The 20496-nt window shown below is 38.8% G+C and carries 21 protein-coding genes; 12 read left to right on the top strand and 9 right to left on the bottom strand.

From position 1 onward, the window contains the following. Positions 1 to 247 precede the first annotated feature (247 nt). The 5 genes from IW22_RS17630 (at position 248) to IW22_RS17610 (ending at position 5950) form a co-directional block, all read left to right on the top strand. The gene (locus IW22_RS17630) at positions 248 to 814 is read left to right on the top strand and encodes a hypothetical protein (RefSeq protein ID WP_034728964.1); all 567 of its coding nucleotides are present in this window, start codon (positions 248 to 250) and stop codon (positions 812 to 814) included. Positions 815 to 822: 8 nt separating this feature from the next. After that, the gene (locus tag IW22_RS17625; protein WP_034728962.1) at positions 823 to 2946 is read left to right on the top strand and encodes a cation:proton antiporter; all 2124 of its coding nucleotides are present in this window, start codon (positions 823 to 825) and stop codon (positions 2944 to 2946) included. Positions 2947 to 3031: 85 nt separating this feature from the next. After that, positions 3032 to 3742 carry an SH3 domain-containing protein gene (locus IW22_RS17620; RefSeq protein WP_034728959.1) on the top strand — a complete coding sequence of 237 codons (711 nt, stop codon included), beginning with the start codon at positions 3032 to 3034 and terminating at the stop codon, positions 3740 to 3742. 23 nt (positions 3743 to 3765) lie between these two features. Then, entirely contained in the window at positions 3766 to 4401 is a 636-nt protein-coding gene (locus IW22_RS23755) for a hypothetical protein (protein WP_131401755.1), read from the top strand. An 85-nt stretch (positions 4402 to 4486) separates the two neighbouring features. Further along, complete coding sequence (locus IW22_RS17610; RefSeq protein ID WP_034728956.1) at positions 4487 to 5950, top strand: T9SS type A sorting domain-containing protein; 1464 nt, start codon at positions 4487 to 4489, stop codon at positions 5948 to 5950. 57 nt (positions 5951 to 6007) lie between these two features. On the opposite strand, the gene IW22_RS17605 is transcribed toward IW22_RS17610, so the two are convergent. Continuing rightward, positions 6008 to 7120, bottom strand: coding sequence for a 5-(carboxyamino)imidazole ribonucleotide synthase (locus IW22_RS17605; protein WP_034728953.1), 1113 nt, complete (start codon positions 7118 to 7120; stop codon positions 6008 to 6010). Positions 7121 to 7163: 43 nt separating this feature from the next. Next, complete coding sequence (locus tag IW22_RS17600; RefSeq protein WP_034729150.1) at positions 7164 to 7715, bottom strand: DUF1543 domain-containing protein; 552 nt, start codon at positions 7713 to 7715, stop codon at positions 7164 to 7166. A gap of 85 nt (positions 7716 to 7800) precedes the next feature. Here IW22_RS17600 and IW22_RS17595 point away from each other — a divergent pair, with 85 nt between their 5' ends. Further along, positions 7801 to 8631: a sulfite exporter TauE/SafE family protein gene (locus IW22_RS17595; RefSeq protein WP_034728950.1), complete on the top strand. Its 831-nt coding sequence runs from the start codon at positions 7801 to 7803 to the stop codon at positions 8629 to 8631. Beyond that, entirely contained in the window at positions 8631 to 9014 is a 384-nt protein-coding gene (locus IW22_RS17590) for a DUF1634 domain-containing protein (protein WP_034728948.1), read from the top strand. Before IW22_RS17595 ends, IW22_RS17590 begins: the two co-directional genes overlap by 1 nt. A 2-nt stretch (positions 9015 to 9016) precedes the next feature. Here the strand turns inward: IW22_RS17590 and IW22_RS17585 are convergent, their stop codons facing one another. From IW22_RS17585 to IW22_RS17575, 3 genes are read right to left on the bottom strand one after another with little or no spacing between them, the layout of a single operon-like run. After that, the gene (locus IW22_RS17585; RefSeq protein ID WP_034728946.1) at positions 9017 to 9394 is read right to left on the bottom strand and encodes a VOC family protein; all 378 of its coding nucleotides are present in this window, start codon (positions 9392 to 9394) and stop codon (positions 9017 to 9019) included. A 9-nt stretch (positions 9395 to 9403) separates the two neighbouring features. Then, a complete protein-coding gene (locus IW22_RS17580; protein ID WP_034728943.1) occupies positions 9404 to 10327 on the bottom strand; it encodes a hypothetical protein in 924 nt (307 codons plus the stop codon). Beyond that, entirely contained in the window at positions 10327 to 10767 is a 441-nt protein-coding gene (locus IW22_RS17575; protein ID WP_034728940.1) for a nuclear transport factor 2 family protein, read from the bottom strand. Before IW22_RS17575 ends, IW22_RS17580 begins: the two co-directional genes overlap by 1 nt. 132 nt (positions 10768 to 10899) lie before the next feature. On the opposite strand from IW22_RS17575, the gene IW22_RS17570 reads away from it, so the two are divergent. Then, positions 10900 to 11982: an endonuclease/exonuclease/phosphatase family protein gene (locus IW22_RS17570; protein ID WP_034728937.1), complete on the top strand. Its 1083-nt coding sequence runs from the start codon at positions 10900 to 10902 to the stop codon at positions 11980 to 11982. A 420-nt stretch (positions 11983 to 12402) separates the two neighbouring features. Here the strand turns inward: IW22_RS17570 and IW22_RS17560 are convergent, their stop codons facing one another. The 3 genes from IW22_RS17560 to IW22_RS17550 form a co-directional block, all read right to left on the bottom strand. Next, entirely contained in the window at positions 12403 to 13689 is a 1287-nt protein-coding gene (locus IW22_RS17560; protein WP_034728930.1) for an adenylosuccinate synthase, read from the bottom strand. A 203-nt stretch (positions 13690 to 13892) separates the two neighbouring features. After that, entirely contained in the window at positions 13893 to 14126 is a 234-nt protein-coding gene (locus IW22_RS17555) for a hypothetical protein (protein ID WP_034728927.1), read from the bottom strand. A gap of 8 nt (positions 14127 to 14134) precedes the next feature. Further along, the gene (locus tag IW22_RS17550) at positions 14135 to 15397 is read right to left on the bottom strand and encodes a S8 family serine peptidase (RefSeq protein ID WP_051891285.1); all 1263 of its coding nucleotides are present in this window, start codon (positions 15395 to 15397) and stop codon (positions 14135 to 14137) included. Between the two features lie 163 nt (positions 15398 to 15560). On the opposite strand from IW22_RS17550, the gene IW22_RS24050 reads away from it, so the two are divergent. Both IW22_RS24050 and IW22_RS17545 read left to right on the top strand, forming a co-directional pair. Further along, positions 15561 to 15740, top strand: a complete 180-nt coding sequence (locus IW22_RS24050) for a type II toxin-antitoxin system RelE/ParE family toxin (RefSeq protein ID WP_081873974.1) — start codon at positions 15561 to 15563, stop codon at positions 15738 to 15740. Between the two features lie 82 nt (positions 15741 to 15822). Continuing rightward, positions 15823 to 16758, top strand: a complete 936-nt coding sequence (locus tag IW22_RS17545) for an alpha/beta fold hydrolase (protein ID WP_034728924.1) — start codon at positions 15823 to 15825, stop codon at positions 16756 to 16758. 456 nt (positions 16759 to 17214) lie between these two features. Here the strand turns inward: IW22_RS17545 and IW22_RS17540 are convergent, their stop codons facing one another. Further along, a complete protein-coding gene (locus IW22_RS17540) occupies positions 17215 to 18804 on the bottom strand; it encodes an ABC-F family ATP-binding cassette domain-containing protein (protein WP_034728923.1) in 1590 nt (529 codons plus the stop codon). A 385-nt stretch (positions 18805 to 19189) separates the two neighbouring features. Here IW22_RS17540 and IW22_RS17535 point away from each other — a divergent pair, with 385 nt between their 5' ends. After that, positions 19190 to 19744, top strand: coding sequence for a phosphoribosyltransferase (locus IW22_RS17535; protein WP_034728922.1), 555 nt, complete (start codon positions 19190 to 19192; stop codon positions 19742 to 19744). 125 nt (positions 19745 to 19869) lie between these two features. Continuing rightward, positions 19870 to 20448 (top strand): adenylate kinase, encoded by a 579-nt coding sequence (locus tag IW22_RS17530; RefSeq protein ID WP_034728921.1) that lies wholly within the window; start codon positions 19870 to 19872, stop codon positions 20446 to 20448. Positions 20449 to 20496 lie beyond the last annotated feature (48 nt).

Raw genomic sequence — 20496 nt, 5'->3', positions numbered from 1 at the left:
TGTTTTAATGACTACGGCTTAACAAATCTTTAGATTTCTCTTAACTTGTCTTACCTCCTTCACTGATCTTAATGTTTCAAAAAATAGCCTAAATCATCTGTGAAAGTCCGCGAAATCCTTGGGAAATAAAATAATTAATCAAAAACCTTATTTTTTAAGATAATATTTTAAATTAGAGTCGATACCAGCCAGTAGATTTTATATTTTCCATATTTTTTCTTATATTGTTTACACCAACATCTACAATATGCTAAAAAACACATTTTTCATCCTTTTTGTCGGTTCTTTTCTAATGATCAGCTGTGATTATAAGGAAAAAGAAAAAAGTCTGACGGAAAGAGAAAAACAATTACTCGAAAAAGAAAAAATATTCGCTAAAAAAGAATCCGAATACCAGGCCCTCATCAAAATGAGAGACAGTATCTTTTCAAAGAAAGATTCTGTAGTGATTGCTGCATGGCCCGCAGATATTTCCGGTCCCTGGAATGGAAAGGTAATCTGCACGGAGTCCAACTGCAGTGATTATGCGGTAGGCGATCAGCGAACCGACACCTGGGAATTTGACAGCGACTCTACCCAACTGGTGACCAAGATCGTTAACAATAACAATCTCGTAAGGCTTTACTCCGGAAAGTATGAGAATAACGAAATCAGGCTTTCATTCAAAACCGATTCCACCGCTAAAAAAAGTGTAGAGATGAATGTCCTTCTCAATGACATCTCTGCCAATAAAATTAAAGGAACCAGAACCGTGACGGCTGATAATGGCTGTACCGCCAGATTTTCTGTCGAATTAGTACGTTCCACCAAATAAAAACACCTATGATTTTACTGAGTATACATAATCTGAGTTTTCCTATAGAAGATCCGGTATTAAAATTCCTGTTGGTACTGGTCATCATCCTTGCCGCTCCCCTGCTTTTAAACAAAATTAAAGTCCCGCATCTTCTGGGATTGATTATCGCTGGTGCCGTGATAGGACCAAACGGATTCAATGTACTGGCCAGAGACAGCAGCATTGTGGTGACGGGAACTACGGGGCTTCTCTACATCATGTTCCTGGCCGGATTAGAGATCGATATGGGCGATTTTAAAAAGAATAAATGGAAGAGTCTTACGTTTGGGCTCTATACCTTTATCGTTCCTTTCGTCCTTGGTTATCTCGGAGGATACTATCTTCTGCATTTCTCTGTATTAACGTCTATCCTTTTTGCCAGTCTTTTTTCTTCGCATACCCTCATCGCTTATCCTTTGGTCAGTAAATTGGGCATTGCAAAAAACAAGGCAGTCAACATTACAGTCGGTGGAACGATGATCACCGATATTCTTGCGCTTTTGGTGCTTGCCGTGATCGTGGGAATGTCACAGGGTGATGTAGGGACAGAATTCTGGGTAAAACTTTCCGTTTCCTTTATTGTTTTTGCCCTGATTGTACTAATCATATTTCCCATTATCGGAAGGTGGTTCTTCAAAAGGGTGGATGATAAAATTTCGCAGTATATTTTCGTGCTGGTCATGATTTATCTGGCCGCTATGCTGGCTGAACTTGCCGGTGTAGAAGCCATTATCGGAGCATTCTTTGCCGGATTGGCTTTAAACAGACTGATTCCGCATACCTCATCCTTGATGAACCGGGTGGAATTTGTAGGAAATGCCATCTTTATCCCGTTCTTCCTGATCAGTGTAGGAATGCTGATCGATTTTAAGGTTTTCTTTAAAAGCTGGGAAACGCTTGAAGTGGCCGGAATTATGCTCGTTGCCTCCATCGGAGGAAAATATATTTCTGCAGTCATGACGCAAAAGACCTTCAGACTTTCAAAAGAGGAAGGAAAACTGATTTTCGGGTTGAGTTCAGCTTCTGCAGCTGCAACATTAGCATCGGTTATGGTAGGATATAACATCATCCTCTCCGAAACCGAAACCGGCGAACCGGTAAGGCTATTGAATGAACACGTCCTGAACGGAAGTATTCTGCTGATCCTTATTTCCTGTACAATTTCTTCCTTTATCTCAATGGCAAGCGCGCAAAAAATTGCAGAAAGCGACAATGAGGATACGGTGTCCGGCGACAGTCATGAGGAGGAAAATATCTTGCTGGCCATCAATCACGAGGAAACGGTAGACAGAATGGTAAATCTGGGAATCCTGATCAAAGCCCATTCAAACACGGAAAATCTCTTTGCTTTAAATGTCATTAATGAAGATAAAAATGAATCTTCGGTGAAAAATGCGGAAAAACTTCTTCATCAGGCTGCAGATGCCGCTTCTGCCGCGGATGTGAAGATGCAGACACTTAAGAGATACGACAACGACGTGATTAATGGGGTTAAAAATGTAATCAAAGAACAGAATATCACAGATCTTATCATCGGTCTTGAGGATGAGAAAGGCTTCTCCCCTTCTTTCGTCTATAATCTTTATAACGGATATCTGCAGAATGATGATGTGAATGTACTCGTTTATCACGCTGCACAACCTCTTTCCACGATTAAGAAATATGCAGTGATGATTCCGGAAAACGCCCATAAGGAAGCAGGATTTTTCCATGCCCTTCTGAGAGTATGGAATGTCGCCAGAAACTCCGGTGCAACAGTCGTTTTTTACGCTCCGGAAAATATTCTTGATATTCTTCAGAAAATCGTTAAAAAGGCCAATATAGAAGCGGAATTCATCATTATGAGTACGTGGCAGGATGGTGAAAAAACCGCAGCAAAGCTTAAAGAAGATGAAGCACTTATTGTTCTGATGGCTAAACGAGGTATGCAGTCGTATGTTCCGAGGATGAGACTTATTCCTGAATTATTGAACAGACATTTAAGGGATAACAATTATCTCCTAATCTTCCCGTTCTCAGAATTTGACGAAAACAGTCCAGAGATCCGTTCTGTGGGGAACCATGATGATTTTATGGAGATTGGAAATGTGATTCAGAAGATATTTAAGTAAGGAAGGAAGTTTGAAGCTCGGAGAGGGAAGTTAATGAAGTTTAAGTATAGAACTTCCAGTGTACCACTATTAAACTAAAACAACATTGAAAACAAATAAAATAATCCTGCTGGCTGCCGTTTTAGGTTTCCAATTTTCGTTGGCTCAATTTGCAAAAATCGTTGATAAAGACGGGTATGCGAATTTGAGGAAAGAAGCAGACGGGAAAAGTGATATTGTGGGAAAGATCAATTCGAATGAGATCCTTTATATTTTCAGCCCTGAAGATAACAAGAACTGGCTTAATGCCGATTACACTGATAAAAATGGAAAAAATCTGTCAGGATATATTCACAGTTCAAGAGTCAAGTATATAGAATCTTACGAATCGGTGCCTGCCGTTTCTATTAATGAAAACAAAGCGGTTTTTAACTCAAAAAACATCACTGTTACTATAGAATCTGAACCTTTTAATTACAAGGAAAATAAAAAGTATTTTTCAACTACTGAATACAAAGATTATAAAGTTGAGGATAAATTTAAAGGCCAGCAGATCTGGGGTACGGATGGAACCATTCCGCAGACTCACTATCAATCGATTTCTTTGAAAATAGGAGGAAAAACAATTCAGATTCCCCCAAAGGAGATTGAAAACCTATTCAATATCAATACTGAATCTGCTGCCTGTTATTTTGATTCGGAACATGATACTTTGTACATCAATATGGTGAACTCAGATGGAGCCGGAGGATATGCCGTTCTTTTTACAATAGAAAAGGGAATTTTTAAAGGAAAAACAGTCATCATGCCTTTCTAACAAGAATATCTAAAAAAACATCCATGAAAATCAACTCATTACTCATCCCGTTCATGGCTATCGTTTTATTTTCGTGCAAGGACAAAAAAGAACCTGTTGAACATGAAATGGCGCAGCCTTCTGTCGCTGATACTGTGGTGGCAGCTCCTCCGTTGGAAATAAAAACAGATTCTGCTACGATAAAGGAGCCTGAAAGTATAAAGTCTGAGGAAGCAGAAACGAAAGACTCTGTCATTTCCTATCAATTCGCGTTCAATAAATTCCCTTCAAAGAACTATAAGTTCGTCAAAAAAGCAAAACTGGATTTTTCCAGTGATGAAGGTGCCTCCAATTTCAGAACAAGAATCAAAGATGCCTATGCTGCCGGCACTCCCGATTTCGCCAGTTACTACATCACGGTCACTTTCGGATGTGGAACAAGCTGCATTATGGGAATGATGATGGATGTGCGTGATGGAAAAATCTATGGGCTTCCTTTAGGTGAAGAAACTTCCTGTATGTTTGCAGAAGACCGGGCGATCTTCAATCTGAACAGCAGACTGTTTATAGCCAGCATCTGCAAAGAATCTCCTGAAGATGAGAATGTATATTATCATGCTTTTGTCTGGAATGAGCAAAAGAAGGATTTTGAAAAGGTGGAGGAGAAAGATATTAAGTAAGAAAATTTAATAGGATAAAAAAATAAAAGCTTTCTATATTGAGTTTTTTTTACAGTACTTTTGCACTTCAAAAAAAACCAATACTATGAAACGAATTCTTTCTGTACTAGCCATCTTTTCATTGGCCAGTACCTCAGTCTCTGCGCAGGACGGGTCTCTTGATCTTAACTTTTTTAACAATGGACATGGAGCTCATGATCCTGTTTATAAAATCCTTGTCGCTCCTGATAATAAAATATACCTTTCGGGATCCTTTCTCAACATCAGCAACAATACCCCTCCCGTAAGCCGGGTAGCCCGTCTCAACGAAGATGGTACCATTGACAACACATTTAATGTAGGAGTTGCTACCAATACTGGAAGCGGAGTATCTAACATCAGTCTTCAGCATGATGGCAAATTATTAATAACTGCCGATTTTACACCGTTTTCTTCCATTGAGAGTATGAGAAGGTTTAATGCAGACGGAAGCCTTGACCCGACTTTCAACATGGGCGATATCATCAATTCAGGGCCAACATCCGTTATCCCCTTACCCAATTCTAAAATAATCATTGGGGGCAGTTTTACCCAGGTTGGCGGCAGCGGAAAAAACAGGCTTGCCCGACTTTTACCAGATGGCAATATAGACAATACCTTTAATATAGGCAGCGGCGCCAACGGTACAGTAAGTTTGGTAAAGGTACAGTCTGATGGAAAAATCATTGTAGGAGGACAGTTTTCGAGCTTTAACGGTGTTGATAAAAAAAGATTGGTAAGATTAAATCCGGATGGTTCCATCGACAATACTTTTGTTACCGGAGATGGTCCCAATGCTACCGGAGGTATGCGATCTTCCTTTATCCAGCCAGACGGAAAAATAGTAATCTGCGGAACTTTTACCACTTTCAGCGGACTCAACAGAAACGGTGTTGTAAGACTGAATACCGATGGATCTGTAGACTCTACATTTTCTATTGGAACAGGTCCTAAAAAGAATAGCGGGACTGCTCCGGAGATTAATAGTGTCACTGTTCAAAGTGACGGAAAAATTGTACTGGTGGGATATTTTGACACCTTTAACAATATTGCCAGAAGAACAATTGTAAGACTTAATCCCAATGGATCAGTTGATACATCTTTTATATCACCCGGCGCAACCTATGATGTAGCAACAGGAGGAAGTGATAATGGAAGACTTCATACTGTAGCCATGCATAAAAACAGAATATTGTTGGGAGGATATTTCGTTTCCTATGGTGGTGTACAAAGAGGTTATTTTGCCAGACTGAACAATACAAGTCTTACTCTTTCAACTCATGAACAACTTGCCTCATCAGTTTCAACAACAGTTTCGCCCAATCCGGCCAGAGAATCAGTAAAAATTAAAAGTAATGCTGAAATAGCAAAAATTCAGATATTTTCTCCCGAAGGCAGATTGGTATTAGAAAAAGATACTCAATCTAAGGAAACTGAAATTAATATTAAGTCCCTTACAGCAGGCAGCTATATGATTAAGCTTATGAAGAAGAATGGATCAGTTGAAAGTAAGAAACTTATCAAAGAATAAAAAGAAAAAGCAGCCTGTTATATAGGCTGCTTTTTTTATCTGTATCAAATGACTTATTTATTCCGCGATCACTCTCACCATACTTTTCACTTTCACCAGTTTTTCCATCAATTCTTCTCTGGTATCGGCCAGTACATTGATGTGTCCCATTTTCCTTCCGGGCTTGGTTTCAGTTTTTCCGTATAAGTGGATGTACGTTTTTGGAAGCTTCAGAACATCATCCATTCCTTCGTAAATGACTTTTCCGGCATGTCCTTCTGCCCCTACAAGATTCAGCATTCCGCTGTACCCGAAAGCATCCGTATCAGCTAAAGGCAGGTTTTTCACCACACGATACATTTGCTCGAATTGGGAATTCGCATTTCCTTCCTGGCTTTGATGACCGGAATTGTGTAGCCTCGGCGCGGTTTCATTCACCCATATTTTTCCTTCTTTGTCCAGGAATAATTCGATGGCAAAAAGTCCCGGAGAATTGACTGCATTCAGAAATTTCTCTGTAATAGAATCGATCTGTTTCTGGATATCTTCGCTTAAAAATACCGGACAGATATTAAAATCCAATAGGTTTAATTTAGGATCAGCGACCATTTCAGTCACAGGAAATGTTTTGGTCTCCCCGTTTTCATTTCTGGCAACGATCACGGAAAGTTCTTTGTCGATGTCTACCAGACTTTCGATCACCGATGCTTCTTTCCATACATCCTGATAATCTTCTTCTGTTCTGATTACCTGTACGCCTTTTCCGTCATAACCTCCCGTATTCATTTTCTGTACAAACGGCATCGGCATCATAATCTTCTCATCACTGTTCCACACCACCTGAAATTCAGGGCTTGGAATATCATAGGTTTTGTAGAATTCTTTCTGAAGGATCTTCTGCTGAATGGTTTTAATGATAGCAGCATTCGGAACTACTTTTATGCCTTGTTTTTCAAGCTCGGCCAACGCATCTGCGTTCACATGCTCTATTTCAATAGTCACTACCTCTTTATCTTTCCCGAAGTTCAGTACCGTTTCAAAGTCATTGAAATTTCCCTGGGTAAAGTGGGAAATATTGTTGCACGGCGCATCAGATGCCGGATCCAGCGTATAAAATTCGTCGTCGTATTTCAGTGCGCTTTGTATCAGCATTCTTCCCAGCTGTCCGCCTCCTAAAATTCCTATTTTCATTCTTACTTTTATTTTTTCTGTTAGATTTTCTTAATGGAAAGCTTTATTGAACCTTATCAATCTTTAAATATCCCAGTCCCATTGGATTTTCCTGATTTTCTGCATCAGATTTTGTCAGTACAATAGAATATTTTTCTTTCATTTTTTCAGGAAGGATATCATTGACATTAAAAATATCGTCAATATCAACTCCGTGTTTGTCATCCACATGGCTTACGGCGCCTTCAAAACCCATCGTTGCATAAAATTCCGTAGCTTTTGCCCTTTTGATGATCTCTCCCATTGATTGTCCAACCATCAGATGCTGCTCGTGAAATTCTTCAAAAAAACCTCTCTTGTATCCTCCCAAATTAAGAAAATACAGTTGGTTTTCGGAAGGCTGATCTGTCTTTTCCACGATCTTCACCTCATATCCGTCTGCGAATTTCACTTCCTGATGACAGTCTAAATGGATCTTTCCTTCGGCTTCTTTCCAGAAATCCTTCATATCGGGAACGAGATCTTTAAGATTTTCTGCGATCCCGAAAAACACGTCATGCTGCTCGATATTCCTGCCCTTGGGCGTTGCACCGAGAATGATATAAAATAATTTCATTTCACTTTTCATGCCTACAAAAATACGTCAAATTTATCTTTTTTAAACGTTTGGCAGAGTACGGCAATAGTTTTATATTTGTAGCATGTCAGAAATCATCATTCTGTTCCTCGGCGCGGTTTCAGCCGGTCTTTTAGGTTCACTTACGGGTTTGGGAGGAGGAGTTATCATTATTCCTTTATTAACGCTGGGTTTCGGCGTTCCTATGCATTATGCAATCGGTGCTTCTTTAATTTCTGTGATCGGAACTTCCTCCGGTGCGGCGGTAGCTTTCGTCAAAGAAGGTTTTACCAATATGCGGATAGGAATGTTTCTGGAGATCGGAACTACAGCAGGCGCTATTATGGGAGCTTTGCTTTCCGGAATGCTTAATCCGAATACCATCGGGATCATTTTTGCCAGTATTCTTTTATTGACTGTGGTTTTAAATCTTAAAGGAAAACCAGACCATCAGGAACCTTTGATTAAAGGAAGCCTGGAAGAAAAACTGAAACTCTACGGAACTTTTCCTGATAAAGGCGTTTTAAAAAGCTATTCTGCAAGAAATACCGTTCCTGGATTTTTAATGATGATGTTTGCCGGTGCGATGTCCGGACTTTTAGGAATCGGTTCCGGTGCGCTTAAAGTATTGGCGATGGACAATATGATGAAACTGCCGTTCAAAGTTTCTACAACAACGAGTAACTTTATGATTGGTGTAACGGCCGTAGCCAGTGCCCTGATCTATTTCCAGAGAGGTGAAATCATTCCTGTGATCGTCGCTCCTGTACTGATTGGTGTGGTAGTAGGAAGTTTCATCGGTTCAAAAACTTTAATGGTTTCGAAAACAAAGAAATTAAAAGTTTTCTTTGCGATCGTGATCACCATCCTGTCAGTGTATATGATGTATAACGGTATCAATAAAAGCTTCAGATAATGAAAAAGAATTTTACAGATGTAGATCTGAACCGTTCGGTAGGAAATCTTCTGAGACTTGGCGTTATTTTGTCTGTAGTGACCTCACTGGTAGGTTTTATCAAGCTATTCGTGGAAGGCTTCGAAATGCCTAAAAAATACTCCAGCCTGGATATGGGTTCCTCTTCTGAAAAAGTATGGGGAATGTTCTGGAATTCTCTGTGCAAAGGAGAAGGAATGGCTATTATTCAACTGGGAATTTTATTACTGATCTTTACCCCTTTGGTAAGGATTATCTTCGCTTTGATCGGGTATTTAAAAGAAAAAGACTACGTATATGTAGTCATTTCCTCTATTGTTCTCGTGATTATGGCGATCAGCTTTTTTACAGGCTACGCTCATTAATTTTACATTTCATAAAACTCCAGCGGAAGTTGGTCCGGATCCTGGGTAAAGAAAAACTCTTTTCCGGTATATTCATCTATGCGGATGTCTTCACAGGTAAGGCCTTTGGCTATAAGTTCATCTCTCTTAGCTCCAACATTCTCTACAGAAAACGCCAGATGTCTTAAACCACAGGATTCTGGGCGGGAAGGTCTTTCCGGCGGATCAGGGAATGAAAAAAGCTCGATTACATAATGGTCTCCGATAGCCAGATCAAGTTTGTAAGACTGTCTTTCTTCACGGTACACTTCACGGATGATATTCAAGCCTATCACTTCAGTATAGAATTTCTTTGAAACTTCATAATCTGAACATATAATGGCAATGTGATGGATCTTCATTTTATATTTTTATAGTGTATTAAATTTTTCTATCAACAGTTTTTTATAAATTTTTCTGAGTTTTCTATCTACTTCTGCGGCTTTCAGAGCCTCTCCTATTCTTGCAGAATTTACAATGACTTTTGTTGTATTATTATCTTTTGAATACATATTAAACTGAACATCCCAAATGGTCTGGTCGCCCAGCTGAAGCGTGTTGATTTTATATTCATTACTCTCCTCTATCATTTTGAAAGCTACCGCTTTTATAGAATCATCAGATACATGATAAAATTTTTCGTTATTGTAAAGATTTTTCTGTTCAAATTTCCCCATACCGAAAAACCGTCCTCTGTTCATGGATATAATCCTTGCAGTATCTTTTGCTACTATAATATCCCTCTTCTTTAGCTCCGAAAGCACCTCATTCTTTGATTTATTGATTTCAAAAGAAGTATTATTATTAAAGTTAAGATTCCCGGAATAAGGTACGTATGAAAAATACCTGCTTCCATTTGAGGTTGACATCAAGATCAGCATTGAGGGCAGCAATACAAAGGATGGATTGATCTTCTTAAAAGCAAAATGGTCAATAATTCGTGTATTTTTAATCAACAGATAAGGAACATGAAGTAGCAGCAGAACCAGCAAATCTGTATAATCTACCACCCTGTGAAGCGGAATGGGTGACACGGCATTATACAATTGGATCAGATTCTCCGAATAAGGAGATTTCCAAAAGGTAAATAAGAAACCTGCCACAAAAACAGAGTATTGTTTCAGTTTTGGAAACAGATACGTGAGAAGCATTGGCAGCAGGATAATTCCCACCACATCCGACAGTTTGCCAGTGAACCAGCCTGTATATTGGAATTTAAAAAAATGGTCGTTTAAAAACAGGATAACCAGACAGCTTATAAAGATGTAGTTTAAGATCAGATTTCGGTTCCTCATTATTTTATTTCTCTGCAGTTTTCTTTTCTTCTGGTATCAATGATGTACTGAATTTTCCAGTCGTTCTGCTGTTTCACCAACTGAAAACTATTTGCCCCGCAATGTGAAAACTTCCCTTTAAAATAGAAAGAATATGGGGTAAATACACTGGCAAGTCCTCCGTCTGTATGAACGGCATCGATGATTATTTTTTCATCCAGATCGTCCTTTGAAAATTTGGAAACAGAAGCGATAAATTCCTGTACGTTTTCATTTTTCACAGTTCCGTCCTTGGCGATGCTCTGTAAAATAGCATTTTCCGCAAAAGCTGATTTTACAAGTTCAGGATCAGCATTTTTCATGCCAAGAAACAGATTACGGATGGGTTTTTCAATGTCCTGATTCTGCTGTCCGAAACAGAACGTACAGAACAGTAAAGCGAGTGCAGCAAGTTTATTCATAGGATTATCAATTAATCTGACCCAATAAAATTAGGAAAAAATCCGGGAAATAATTAAAATTAACAAAGTTTAAAAAGTGAATTAGGCTCCATTACCTGGAAATAGATTATTTTTATCCGTTTATTTGATATTATGTGGGGAATTTATTTGTTTTTAATTGCATTACTGGTTCTGTTAACCATACTTCCTAAAATCCAAAATGCACATTGGGTATTCAGAGTTCCGGAATTTGGCAAGATCCAGATCACGTATGTTGTTGTGATTACATTTGTTATAGGCTTTCTGATTGATCATCCTCAAAATTTCTGGTACGGACAGGGGCTTTTGCTCTTACTGTTTGTCCATCATGGGGTGACGTTGGTCAAATACACCCCGCTATATCCGGTAAAAAAATATAAACAGCGTCATCAGTCTTCTAAAAAAATACATTTTATTTCCGCTAATGTGTACCAGTTCAATAAGGAATACAACCGGTTTATTCAACTTATTGAAAAACATAAACCCGAGGTCTTTATGACGATGGAAAGTAATGGCGACTGGGAAAAAGCGATGACCGTTCTTGAAAAAGACTATCCGTTTCATCATAAAGTGACACTTGAAAACACGTACGGCATGCATTTCTACTCAAAACTTGAGATTAAAAGTGCACAGACGCATTATTTTGTGGCTGATGATATTCCGAGTATTGAAGTTCATCTGAAGACGGAAGATGGTTTTTCATTTGTCTTTTTTGGGGTGCATCCGCCGCCGCCAAGTCCTACAGAAGAGGAAACTTCAAAAGAAAGAGACGGAGACTTATTAAGTGCTGCGAAACGGGTGAAAGACATCAAAGAACCTGTGATTGTTGTTGGAGATTTCAATAATGTGGCATGGTCAAAATCATCCATATTATTCAGAAAAACCAGTCATCTGATTGATCCGAGAATAGGGCATTCCTTTGTCTCTACCTTTCACGCCAAGTACCTTCTGCTGAGATTTCCGATTGACTTAATGTTCCACAGTGAAGATATTTTCATCAAAGAACTTAAAACTCTTGAAAACTTCGGTTCCGACCATCTTCCGGTGTACTGTGAATTTTTTATTGATCATCACAACGACGACCAGGAAGATAAAGTAGAAGAAGCTACTACAGAAGAAAAAGCTGAGGCTGAGGAAATGATACAGGAAGGAAAGCAAGAGGATGGAGACCGTGATGCAGTGGTAACAGAGGGATAGAATTTAATTCCCAATAACATACAACGTTACGATCGCAATTTTTTCAAATTAAACCTGTAACTTGTTTAAACTTTTGAGTTGGAAAAGCGCAAAGGAACGCAAGTTTTTTTCTAATTCGAATGCTTTAAGGCGCGAGGATTTTATCTCCGATAAAATTGTAGGCCGTTTAATAAACGCCAATAAAGTTGCTGAAAATCTTGGATTTTCCTGCGCCTTAAATTTATCCTCATTTTGGTCAAGCTTTGCATTCCTTTGCGCTTTTCCAACTCTGAAAGGATATAATAAATGTCTGGCTGAAATGAGTTCATAAAATATTTTCGTTCGCAAGGGTGTTTCACTCAGCAAAAACAGCAATCAACATTAACATAAAAAAGCCGTTCCATCAGTGATGAAACGGCTTTTTCTATTGTTGGATTATTCTTAGAATAATTCTTTTCTGATGATGTTCTGGCTTCTTTCAGGGCCTACAGAAACTAAGTATACATTGATTCCCAGGTATTTCTCGATGAACTCGATGTATTTCTGAGCGTTGTCAGGAAGTTCGTCGTAGCTTCTTACTTTGGTAAGATCTTCGTTCCAACCTGGCAGATCCTGATAGATCGGCTCGTAGTTGTACAATTTCTCCGTTGAAGAAGTGAAATAATCAATGATTTTTCCGTCTTCTGTCTTATAATGCGTTACGATTTTCAGGTTTTCGATTCCTGTAAGAACGTCTAATTTAGTGATAACAAGGTTGTTGATCCCGTTGATCATACAGGCGTGCTTTAAAGAAACAAGGTCTAACCAACCTGTTCTTCTTGGTCTTCCTGTTGTAGCTCCGAATTCACCACCGATCTGTCTGATCTTTTCGCCTAATTCATTATCAAGCTCAGATGGGAAAGGTCCGTTTCCAACTCTTGTACAGTATGCTTTTGCAACCCCGATAAGGTTTTGAAGTGACGTTGGCGGAACTCCTGCTCCTGTACAAACTCCTCCTGTAGACGGAGAAGATGAAGTTACGTACGGATAGGTTCCGAAGTCGATATCAAGCATCAATGCCTGAGCTCCTTCAAAAAGAACGTTTTTACCGTCTCTGATGGCTTCATTCAATTCAACTTCCGTATCTACGATTCTGTCCTGAAGCTGTTTTCCAAGCTCTAAAAATTCATTGTAGATTTCTTCAACATCTAAAGTCGGTTTTCCGTAATATTTTTCGAAAAGAGAGTTTTTAATTTTTAAGTTTTTCTCAATTTTGTCTCTTAAAATTTCAGGATTTAAAAGGTCGATCATTCTGATTCCCACTCTTGAAATTTTATCTTCGTAGCAAGGTCCGATTCCTTTTTTAGTGGTTCCGATTTGCGTACCTCCGTGTTCTTCTTCACGGTAAGTATCCAAAAGAATGTGATAAGGCATGATCACATGCGCTCTTCTGCTGATAAAAATGTGGTCAGTTTTCAAGCCTTTGCTTTCAATCTGGCCAACTTCTTTAATGAAAGATTTTGGGTTTACCACTACTCCGTTCGCAATGATACACTTCCCTTTGCACTGTAGAACTCCTGAAGGGAGAAGGTGCAAAACAAATTTCTCTTCACCCACATAAACCGTGTGACCAGCGTTGTCTCCACCCTGGAAACGAACGACATAATCCGATTTAGCTGATAAAACATCCGTGATTTTTCCTTTACCTTCATCTCCATATTGAAGACCTACAACTACGTAAGTTGACATATTTTTCTTTTATTTTAGATTCATGCAAAATTACTTTTTAAAAATAGGGTGGGCAAATTATGGGAGGATTTTATTTTAAGTAAAAGTAGTTTTATAAGTTCTCCAATGACATAAAACCAGAGACTGTATTCCTGTTGATGGACATCCAATCCCTGGTTTATATTATAATTCTTGTCCGAAAAAAAATGACCGATCATAAATACTCACTGTATATCTTCATCTGGAGGTGGTATATTTACCTGTGCATCAACAGTAAATGATTCTATTTCTTTCACTGTTTTCAGTTCTTTTATATCACTGTGCTCCATAGTCCCTACAATGACACCAAACTCAAAAGTATTATCTACGGACATGCCTAATTCTTCCAGTTTGTCTACAATACTATCCATATGATGAATATTACTGTCGCTGATTGTCAGAACGATGTTTGATTTCATATGATGGTTTAAGGGGCTACCGCAAAACCTGATCCGATATCCATTGCCGGTAAAGGCAACTTTTGGGATATTCTTTTCAGTTCACTAATGATCTCGTAAGGGGAAGCAGAAGGATATTTCTCCCACAAAAGGGCTAAAATTCCGGCTACATGCGGAGTGGCCATACTCGTGCCCGAAATAGTTCTGTATCCCATCGGCATGGGCCATGAAGAATATATATCAACTCCAGCGCATGCAATATCTACTTCACCATATGGGTTAATATGCCTGTTCGAAAAATTGGCCAGATTATTTCCTGAGTCTAATGCTGCAACAGCAAGAACCGAAGGACAGTTGGCAGGGCTTCCAACCGGATTAAACTGATTCCATGCCCGTCTGCTTTCATTGCCTGCAGCGGCCACTACCACCGCACCTTTTGAAAGCGCATTCATCCCTGTTTTTTCATATACAGGATCATATCCCTGTCCGGGAAATATTGGCGAACCCAAAGACATAGAGATAACCTTGCAGCCGTTATTGGCGGCCCAATCCATGCCATTAACAATCCATGCCTGCGCGCCACTTCCTTCATTATTTAAGACTTTCCCGGCATAGATAGCCGAATCTTTTGCAACACCATACCGAACTCCGGTATCATTGGTATTTCCGCATGCAGTTCCTATACAGTGAGTTCCGTGTCCGTGTAAATCATCTACCTCCTCGTCTGGAACAAATGAATAAGTCTGAATATTCCGCCCGATAAAATCAGGATGCTCATAATCAAATCCTGTATCCAGTACAGCAATTTTAACGTCTTTTCCTGTGTAATTTGAGATATCACTTTTTGTTTGCATGATTCCCCAGGTTGCCTGTGGTGCTGAAATAACAGATGGAACTTCATCCGGAACATATACAATTTTTTCCGGTTCCAGATAAAAACCTCTGTCTGATGTTTCTTCCAGTATTTTAATCTGTTCACTGTCTCCGCCAACAAGGGCAATTCCTAATTCATTGTAAAATAAAACATCAGCATCTGCTAGTTTTGCTTCCGTAATAGGCTCATTCCTAAAATCATTGGAACTTGCAACGCTAAGCCCCATATTATTTCGTAATAATTCTGAGATATTACTGAAAGGCTGTTTCTCATCCAGAATTATAAAATAACGGCCTGTATACAATGGGCGGCTATCAAAATCATAGCTGTAATTTTTGGCCATAAAATTTTCAAATGCCTGAAGTCTTTCCGTGTTCTCCGGAAGAAAAGTCTGTTTTCCTAAAATTGGTTTTTTCATAGGTAATAATTTTTAATCGTTAGTTTTTTAATGTAAAACATGAATTATTTTGCAGATTAATATCTGACAAATCGTGTTCTGCCACTCTACTTTTGTTGATACTAAATTAGATTGAAGTAACTTGTGAGTCAATTACCCGTTTGTGTAATTTATATGATAAGTCATCTTCAGATTTACCTTTGGGTTAAATACCAAAAATTACAGTAAAATCAGAAAAGAGTACTTCAGATCAAGAGTAAAATCGCATTTTATATTTTATAAAATCAATTTGAAAGAAAATGAAATTGAAATCATCAAAATCCTTCATCAGCAAATGGATATTTCAAGCAGATTAGATGAATAGATCATAAACCTTTGACCTTTAATCAAATTTATTTATTCACTATCTTTGGTCGTATTCCAAAATAACCATAGTTCCTTCCACCATGAGATCATCCCAAACATCATCCTTCCTTTCCCCATCTCCCACCAGCGAAACAAAGCTCTTCCACACCCTTTTCACGCCCAATGAAGTTCCCGTAAAAGCCACTTTGCTCATCATACACGGCATGCAGGAGCACAGCGGAAGATATGCTGAAATAGCAACTTATTTTGCAGATCAGGGAATAGCCGTACTTACCTATGACCATTTAGGACACGGAAAATCGGTGAAGGAGAAAAAAGGCATCGGGTTTTTCCAGCTTAAGCAACCGGATGAAAAACTTATTTCCGACGCTGAAGCAATGGGCGACCATCTTATACAACAATATCCGGATGTTCCTCATTTTGTTCTTGGGCATTCTATGGGATCATTTGTGACACGCTGCCTTCTTCAGAGAGCCGGAGGTAAATTTAATGGAGCAATCATCACCGGAACCGGAGGTCCTTTGGCAGGCATCAACTTAATCAACGGTTATCTATCGTTGGCCAACAAAATAGCACCTCACTATCCTACTTATCTCAATACTCTTTTTAATACGGTCAATAATAAATCTTTTAAGAACGACAAAGACTTCAGTGATACAAGCTGGCTGAGCCTGAACCCGGCCAACAGAAAAGCATTTGCAAAAGATGAGCTCTGCGGAGTTCCTTTTACCAATAATGCTTTTTATGCCTTATTCAGTATTTACAAAAAAGCTACAGCAAGAAACTGGGCAGTTTCTATTCCAAAATCCTTCCCTCTTCTGTTTGTGAGTGGTCAGAATGATCCTATCGGAGATTTCAGCAAAGGAGTGATGAAAACCGTCGGGTATCTAAAGCAGGACGGATTTAAAGATGTCAGCGTGAAAATCTATCCCGAGATGCGCCACGAGATATTAAATGAGGAAATCAGACAAGAGGTTATCAATGAAATATCTCAGTGGATTTCAAAGTATTTATAAAGCTAAACATTACTGCACTTTTACAAATGGATTGCCGGATTCTCTAATTCTATTTAAATAAGTTGGTTCATAGAAAATTTCAATGTTGACATTTGTCATTGCGAGCCGCAGGCGAAGCAATCTAATTCACATCATCAAAATATAGAGCATAAGATTGCTTCGTCGTTGCACTCCTCGCAATGACAAAAAAGTAAAAATTTCATCTCCGATAAAATTGAATACCACTAACTGAATACTTATTTACCTATCCAACCCTGCTGAAAATCTTGATTTTCTTGCGCCTTAACACTCTTTTAATCATCCCTTGTGCCGTTGCGATAATCCAATAGTAAATACTTTTCACGTTCAAACCTTATAGGTTTTAAAAACCTATAAGGTTTAAATCAACAGCCAATAAAACACAAACATCAGCGAAATCCGCGGAATCTGCGGGAGAAAAAATCAACAGAATATCATTCAATCCAAAATAATCTCCCTCTCCACTCCTATCTCCTCGAGAAAGATCTCATCATGGGAAATCACCAGCAATGTCCCTTTGTAATCCTTAATAGAAGCCGTTAAAATTTCCACATTCTGTAAGTCCAGATTATTCGTAGGCTCATCCAGGATGATCATATCCGGAGCCTTACTGCTGATAGAAAGTCCGCACAGAAGCAATCGTAAACGTTCACCTCCACTTAATACTCCACATTTTTTATCCCAGGCTTCCTTTCCAAACAGAAATCTGGACAGCAAGGTTTTCACTTCGGATTCCTGCATAGCACCGTCATTAAACTCCTGTGCAAATTCATAAACACTGATATCTTTCTTAATCAGAGAATATTCCTGATCAACATATATCGTATTACAATCTGATCTCATCATTTTTCCTTCGGACGGATTCAGATTACCCAACAGCATTTTCAGTAAGGTCGTTTTGCCCGACCCATTTGATCCCTTGATTGAAATTCTTTCTCCGCTACGGATCTCAAGGTTGATCGTATTCTTCCAAAGAGTCTCAATGCCGTATTTAAAATTAATATTTTCAGCACTGATCAGTATTTTTCCGGAATGAAGACTGGAATCATTGAAATTCACTTTCATCTGGTCTGAGTTTTTCAAAGAGGAACGCAAATCCCGGAGATCACCGGAAATCCCACTGATCTTTTCTGCATGGACTCCTTTTAATCTGGACGTATTTTTCTCGGCATTATTGCGGAGTGTATTCATCATAATTCTCGCGACTCCGGATTTTTCCTGCTTCTGTTTTCCTCTTGCATCCAGCTTCTGTTTCCGTTCTATCGTTTCGCGTTCTTTTTCTTTGGCCTTTTTCAGAGCCCGTTCTTTGGCATGAATATCATTGTGAAGTGCCTCCTCCTCTATTTCTTTCTGTTCAGCATAGAAATCATAGTTTCCTCCATATGCAGAAATTCCCTGATTGCTTAATTCAAATATAGTATCCGCAAGATTCAGCAGCGTGCGGTCGTGGCTTACCATAACAACCTGGGCATCTGTTCTCTCGATGAGACTGTATAATAATTTCCTGCCATCAAGGTCAAGATGGTTCGTAGGTTCATCCAATAGAATAAGGTCCGGAGTATTGATCTGAATTCCAGCCAGGAAAACTTTGGCTTTCTGACCTCCGCTCAGGTTTTCCAGTTTCTGGTCTAATTTCAGATCTTCAAGTTTCCACTCATGTAAAGCACTTTGGCTGCGTTCTTCAATCTCCCAGTCGTCATTTAAGATTTCAAAATACTCTTCGTCCACTTCACCACTGGTGATCTTTTGGAGGGCATTTAGTTTTTGGTCAATTTTCAGACATTCTGCGATGGTAAGATGATCAAAGTTCCCGAACATCTGCGGAACATAGTACATATCGCCTTTCACGGTGATACTTCCTTCTAAAGGTTGAATTTCGTGAGCAATTATTTTCAGGAGTGTAGATTTCCCTACACCATTACTTCCGACAAGCGCCGATTTTGTTTGGGATGGTATTGTTAAATGGATAGAATGAAACAGAAGGTCTCCTCCCGGAAACCCGTAGGACATATTTTGCAGTAAGATCATGATTTATTTCTTGTAATAATTAAACATCAGCAACGCACCGGTCACTGTTTGATAACATCGAAAAGAAATTAAATCCTACATGTCTGTATAATTGGGTTTTGGAACTGCAAAGATAGCAATTTCTCTCCAATCCTCTTTTTCCTGATAAAAAACATATGGCTTTTACCCTGTTTCGAGATCGGTCAAAATTATTAGGGTCAGAATTCGCCTCCTTTGTAAAGATAGTCAATCGTAGAATTGACGGGACAATTGAGTGTAATCAAAGATTTTATATCTCTATTATTTTTAATACATTCTCTTTAAACGGGGCATTATGAAATCGGGTGCAAAAGTAGAAAAGATTTTGATCAAAAATCCGTAACTTTGCCAACTACTAAAATTTTTTATGGAAAGCATTAAAGTTCACGACAAAACTTTCGTTCCTTATTTGAAGGACGCCGAGATTCAGCAAATTGTAAAAGAAACAGCTTTAAAGATTTATGAAGACTACAAGGATGAAGTTCCTGTTTTCATCGGGGTTCTGAACGGAGTGATCATGTTCTTCTCAGATCTTTTAAAATATTATCCCGGTGAATGCGAGATTGCTTTCATTCAAATGAGTTCTTATGCAGGAACTGAGTCTACAGGGATCGTTTACCAGAAAATGGAACTGACTAAAGACGTGAAAGACCGTCACATCATTCTTGTGGAAGATATCGTAGACACTGGAAACACTGTTGAAAGTTTATTCAAATATTTCACAGAGACACAGCGTCCGAAATCTGTAAAACTGGCTTCATTCCTATTGAAACCGGATGTATACAAGAAAGACTTCAAACTGGATTATATCGGAAAAGAAATTCCAAATAAGTTTGTTCTTGGTTACGGACTTGATTATGATGAGATAGGAAGAAACCTTGCCAATCTGTATCAACTGGAAGAGGGACAAATCAACCATTAATTTCTGCTACTAGCTTTTGGCTACTAGCCATTAGCTTTAAATATTAAATCGAAATAAAGTAAATATTAACTAAAAAAGCTAAAGGCTGAAAGCGTATTGCTGAAAGCTGCAAGCGAATCAACATTATGATAAACATTGTTCTGTTCGGCCCTCCAGGAAGTGGAAAAGGAACACAAGCTCAAAACCTGATCGAAAAATTCAACTTAAAACAGATTTCAACAGGCGACCTTTTCAGATACAACATGAAAAACGACACTGAGCTTGGAAAACTGGCTAAGTCTTATATCGATAAGGGAGAACTGGTTCCGGATCAGGTAACGACGGATATGCTGATCGACGAGCTTAGAAAGCCAACCGATACCAACGGATTTATCTTCGACGGATACCCAAGAACTACGGCTCAGACGCAAGCTTTGGAAACCATCGTAAAAGAGGAACTGAACGACAAGATTGATATCTGCCTATCCTTGGTGGTAGAAGACAAAACTTTAGTGGAAAGACTTCTGAAAAGAGGTGAAACCAGTGGAAGATCTGACGACAGCAATGTAGAGATCATTGAAATCAGAATTAAAGAATATTATACTAAAACAGCAGAAGTAGCCGAACTTTACAAGCAGCAGGGAAAATATGTTGAAGTAAACGGCGTAGGAGAAATTGCTGAAATTTCCCAGAAGCTTTTCGCTGAAGTCGAAAAAATTAAATAATCGGGATATGGTGTACGGGATTGGAAAAATTCGAATCCCGTAAACCGC

Source organism: Chryseobacterium sp. JM1 (genome assembly GCF_000737715.1).
Classification (GTDB): domain Bacteria; phylum Bacteroidota; class Bacteroidia; order Flavobacteriales; family Weeksellaceae; genus Chryseobacterium.
This window is presented reverse-complemented; position numbering and strand designations above follow the sequence as displayed.

Coding starts and splice junctions, on each gene's coding strand:
- IW22_RS23755 (WP_131401755.1), top strand. CDS start 3,766: ATGAAAATCAACTCATTACTCATCCCGTTCATGGCTATCGTTTTATTT.
- IW22_RS17610 (WP_034728956.1), top strand. CDS start 4,487: ATGAAACGAATTCTTTCTGTACTAGCCATCTTTTCATTGGCCAGTACC.
- IW22_RS17550 (WP_051891285.1), bottom strand. CDS start 15,397: ATGAAAAAACCAATTTTAGGAAAACAGACTTTTCTTCCGGAGAACACG.
- IW22_RS17630 (WP_034728964.1), top strand. CDS start 248: ATGCTAAAAAACACATTTTTCATCCTTTTTGTCGGTTCTTTTCTAATG.
- IW22_RS17560 (WP_034728930.1), bottom strand. CDS start 13,689: ATGTCAACTTACGTAGTTGTAGGTCTTCAATATGGAGATGAAGGTAAA.
- IW22_RS17570 (WP_034728937.1), top strand. CDS start 10,900: ATGTGGGGAATTTATTTGTTTTTAATTGCATTACTGGTTCTGTTAACC.
- IW22_RS17575 (WP_034728940.1), bottom strand. CDS start 10,767: ATGAATAAACTTGCTGCACTCGCTTTACTGTTCTGTACGTTCTGTTTC.
- IW22_RS17580 (WP_034728943.1), bottom strand. CDS start 10,327: ATGAGGAACCGAAATCTGATCTTAAACTACATCTTTATAAGCTGTCTG.
- IW22_RS17605 (WP_034728953.1), bottom strand. CDS start 7,120: ATGAAAATAGGAATTTTAGGAGGCGGACAGCTGGGAAGAATGCTGATA.
- IW22_RS17595 (WP_034728950.1), top strand. CDS start 7,801: ATGTCAGAAATCATCATTCTGTTCCTCGGCGCGGTTTCAGCCGGTCTT.
- IW22_RS17555 (WP_034728927.1), bottom strand. CDS start 14,126: ATGAAATCAAACATCGTTCTGACAATCAGCGACAGTAATATTCATCAT.
- IW22_RS17530 (WP_034728921.1), top strand. CDS start 19,870: ATGATAAACATTGTTCTGTTCGGCCCTCCAGGAAGTGGAAAAGGAACA.
- IW22_RS17625 (WP_034728962.1), top strand. CDS start 823: ATGATTTTACTGAGTATACATAATCTGAGTTTTCCTATAGAAGATCCG.
- IW22_RS17540 (WP_034728923.1), bottom strand. CDS start 18,804: ATGATCTTACTGCAAAATATGTCCTACGGGTTTCCGGGAGGAGACCTT.
- IW22_RS17535 (WP_034728922.1), top strand. CDS start 19,190: ATGGAAAGCATTAAAGTTCACGACAAAACTTTCGTTCCTTATTTGAAG.
- IW22_RS17585 (WP_034728946.1), bottom strand. CDS start 9,394: ATGAAGATCCATCACATTGCCATTATATGTTCAGATTATGAAGTTTCA.
- IW22_RS17590 (WP_034728948.1), top strand. CDS start 8,631: ATGAAAAAGAATTTTACAGATGTAGATCTGAACCGTTCGGTAGGAAAT.
- IW22_RS17600 (WP_034729150.1), bottom strand. CDS start 7,715: ATGAAATTATTTTATATCATTCTCGGTGCAACGCCCAAGGGCAGGAAT.
- IW22_RS17545 (WP_034728924.1), top strand. CDS start 15,823: ATGAGATCATCCCAAACATCATCCTTCCTTTCCCCATCTCCCACCAGC.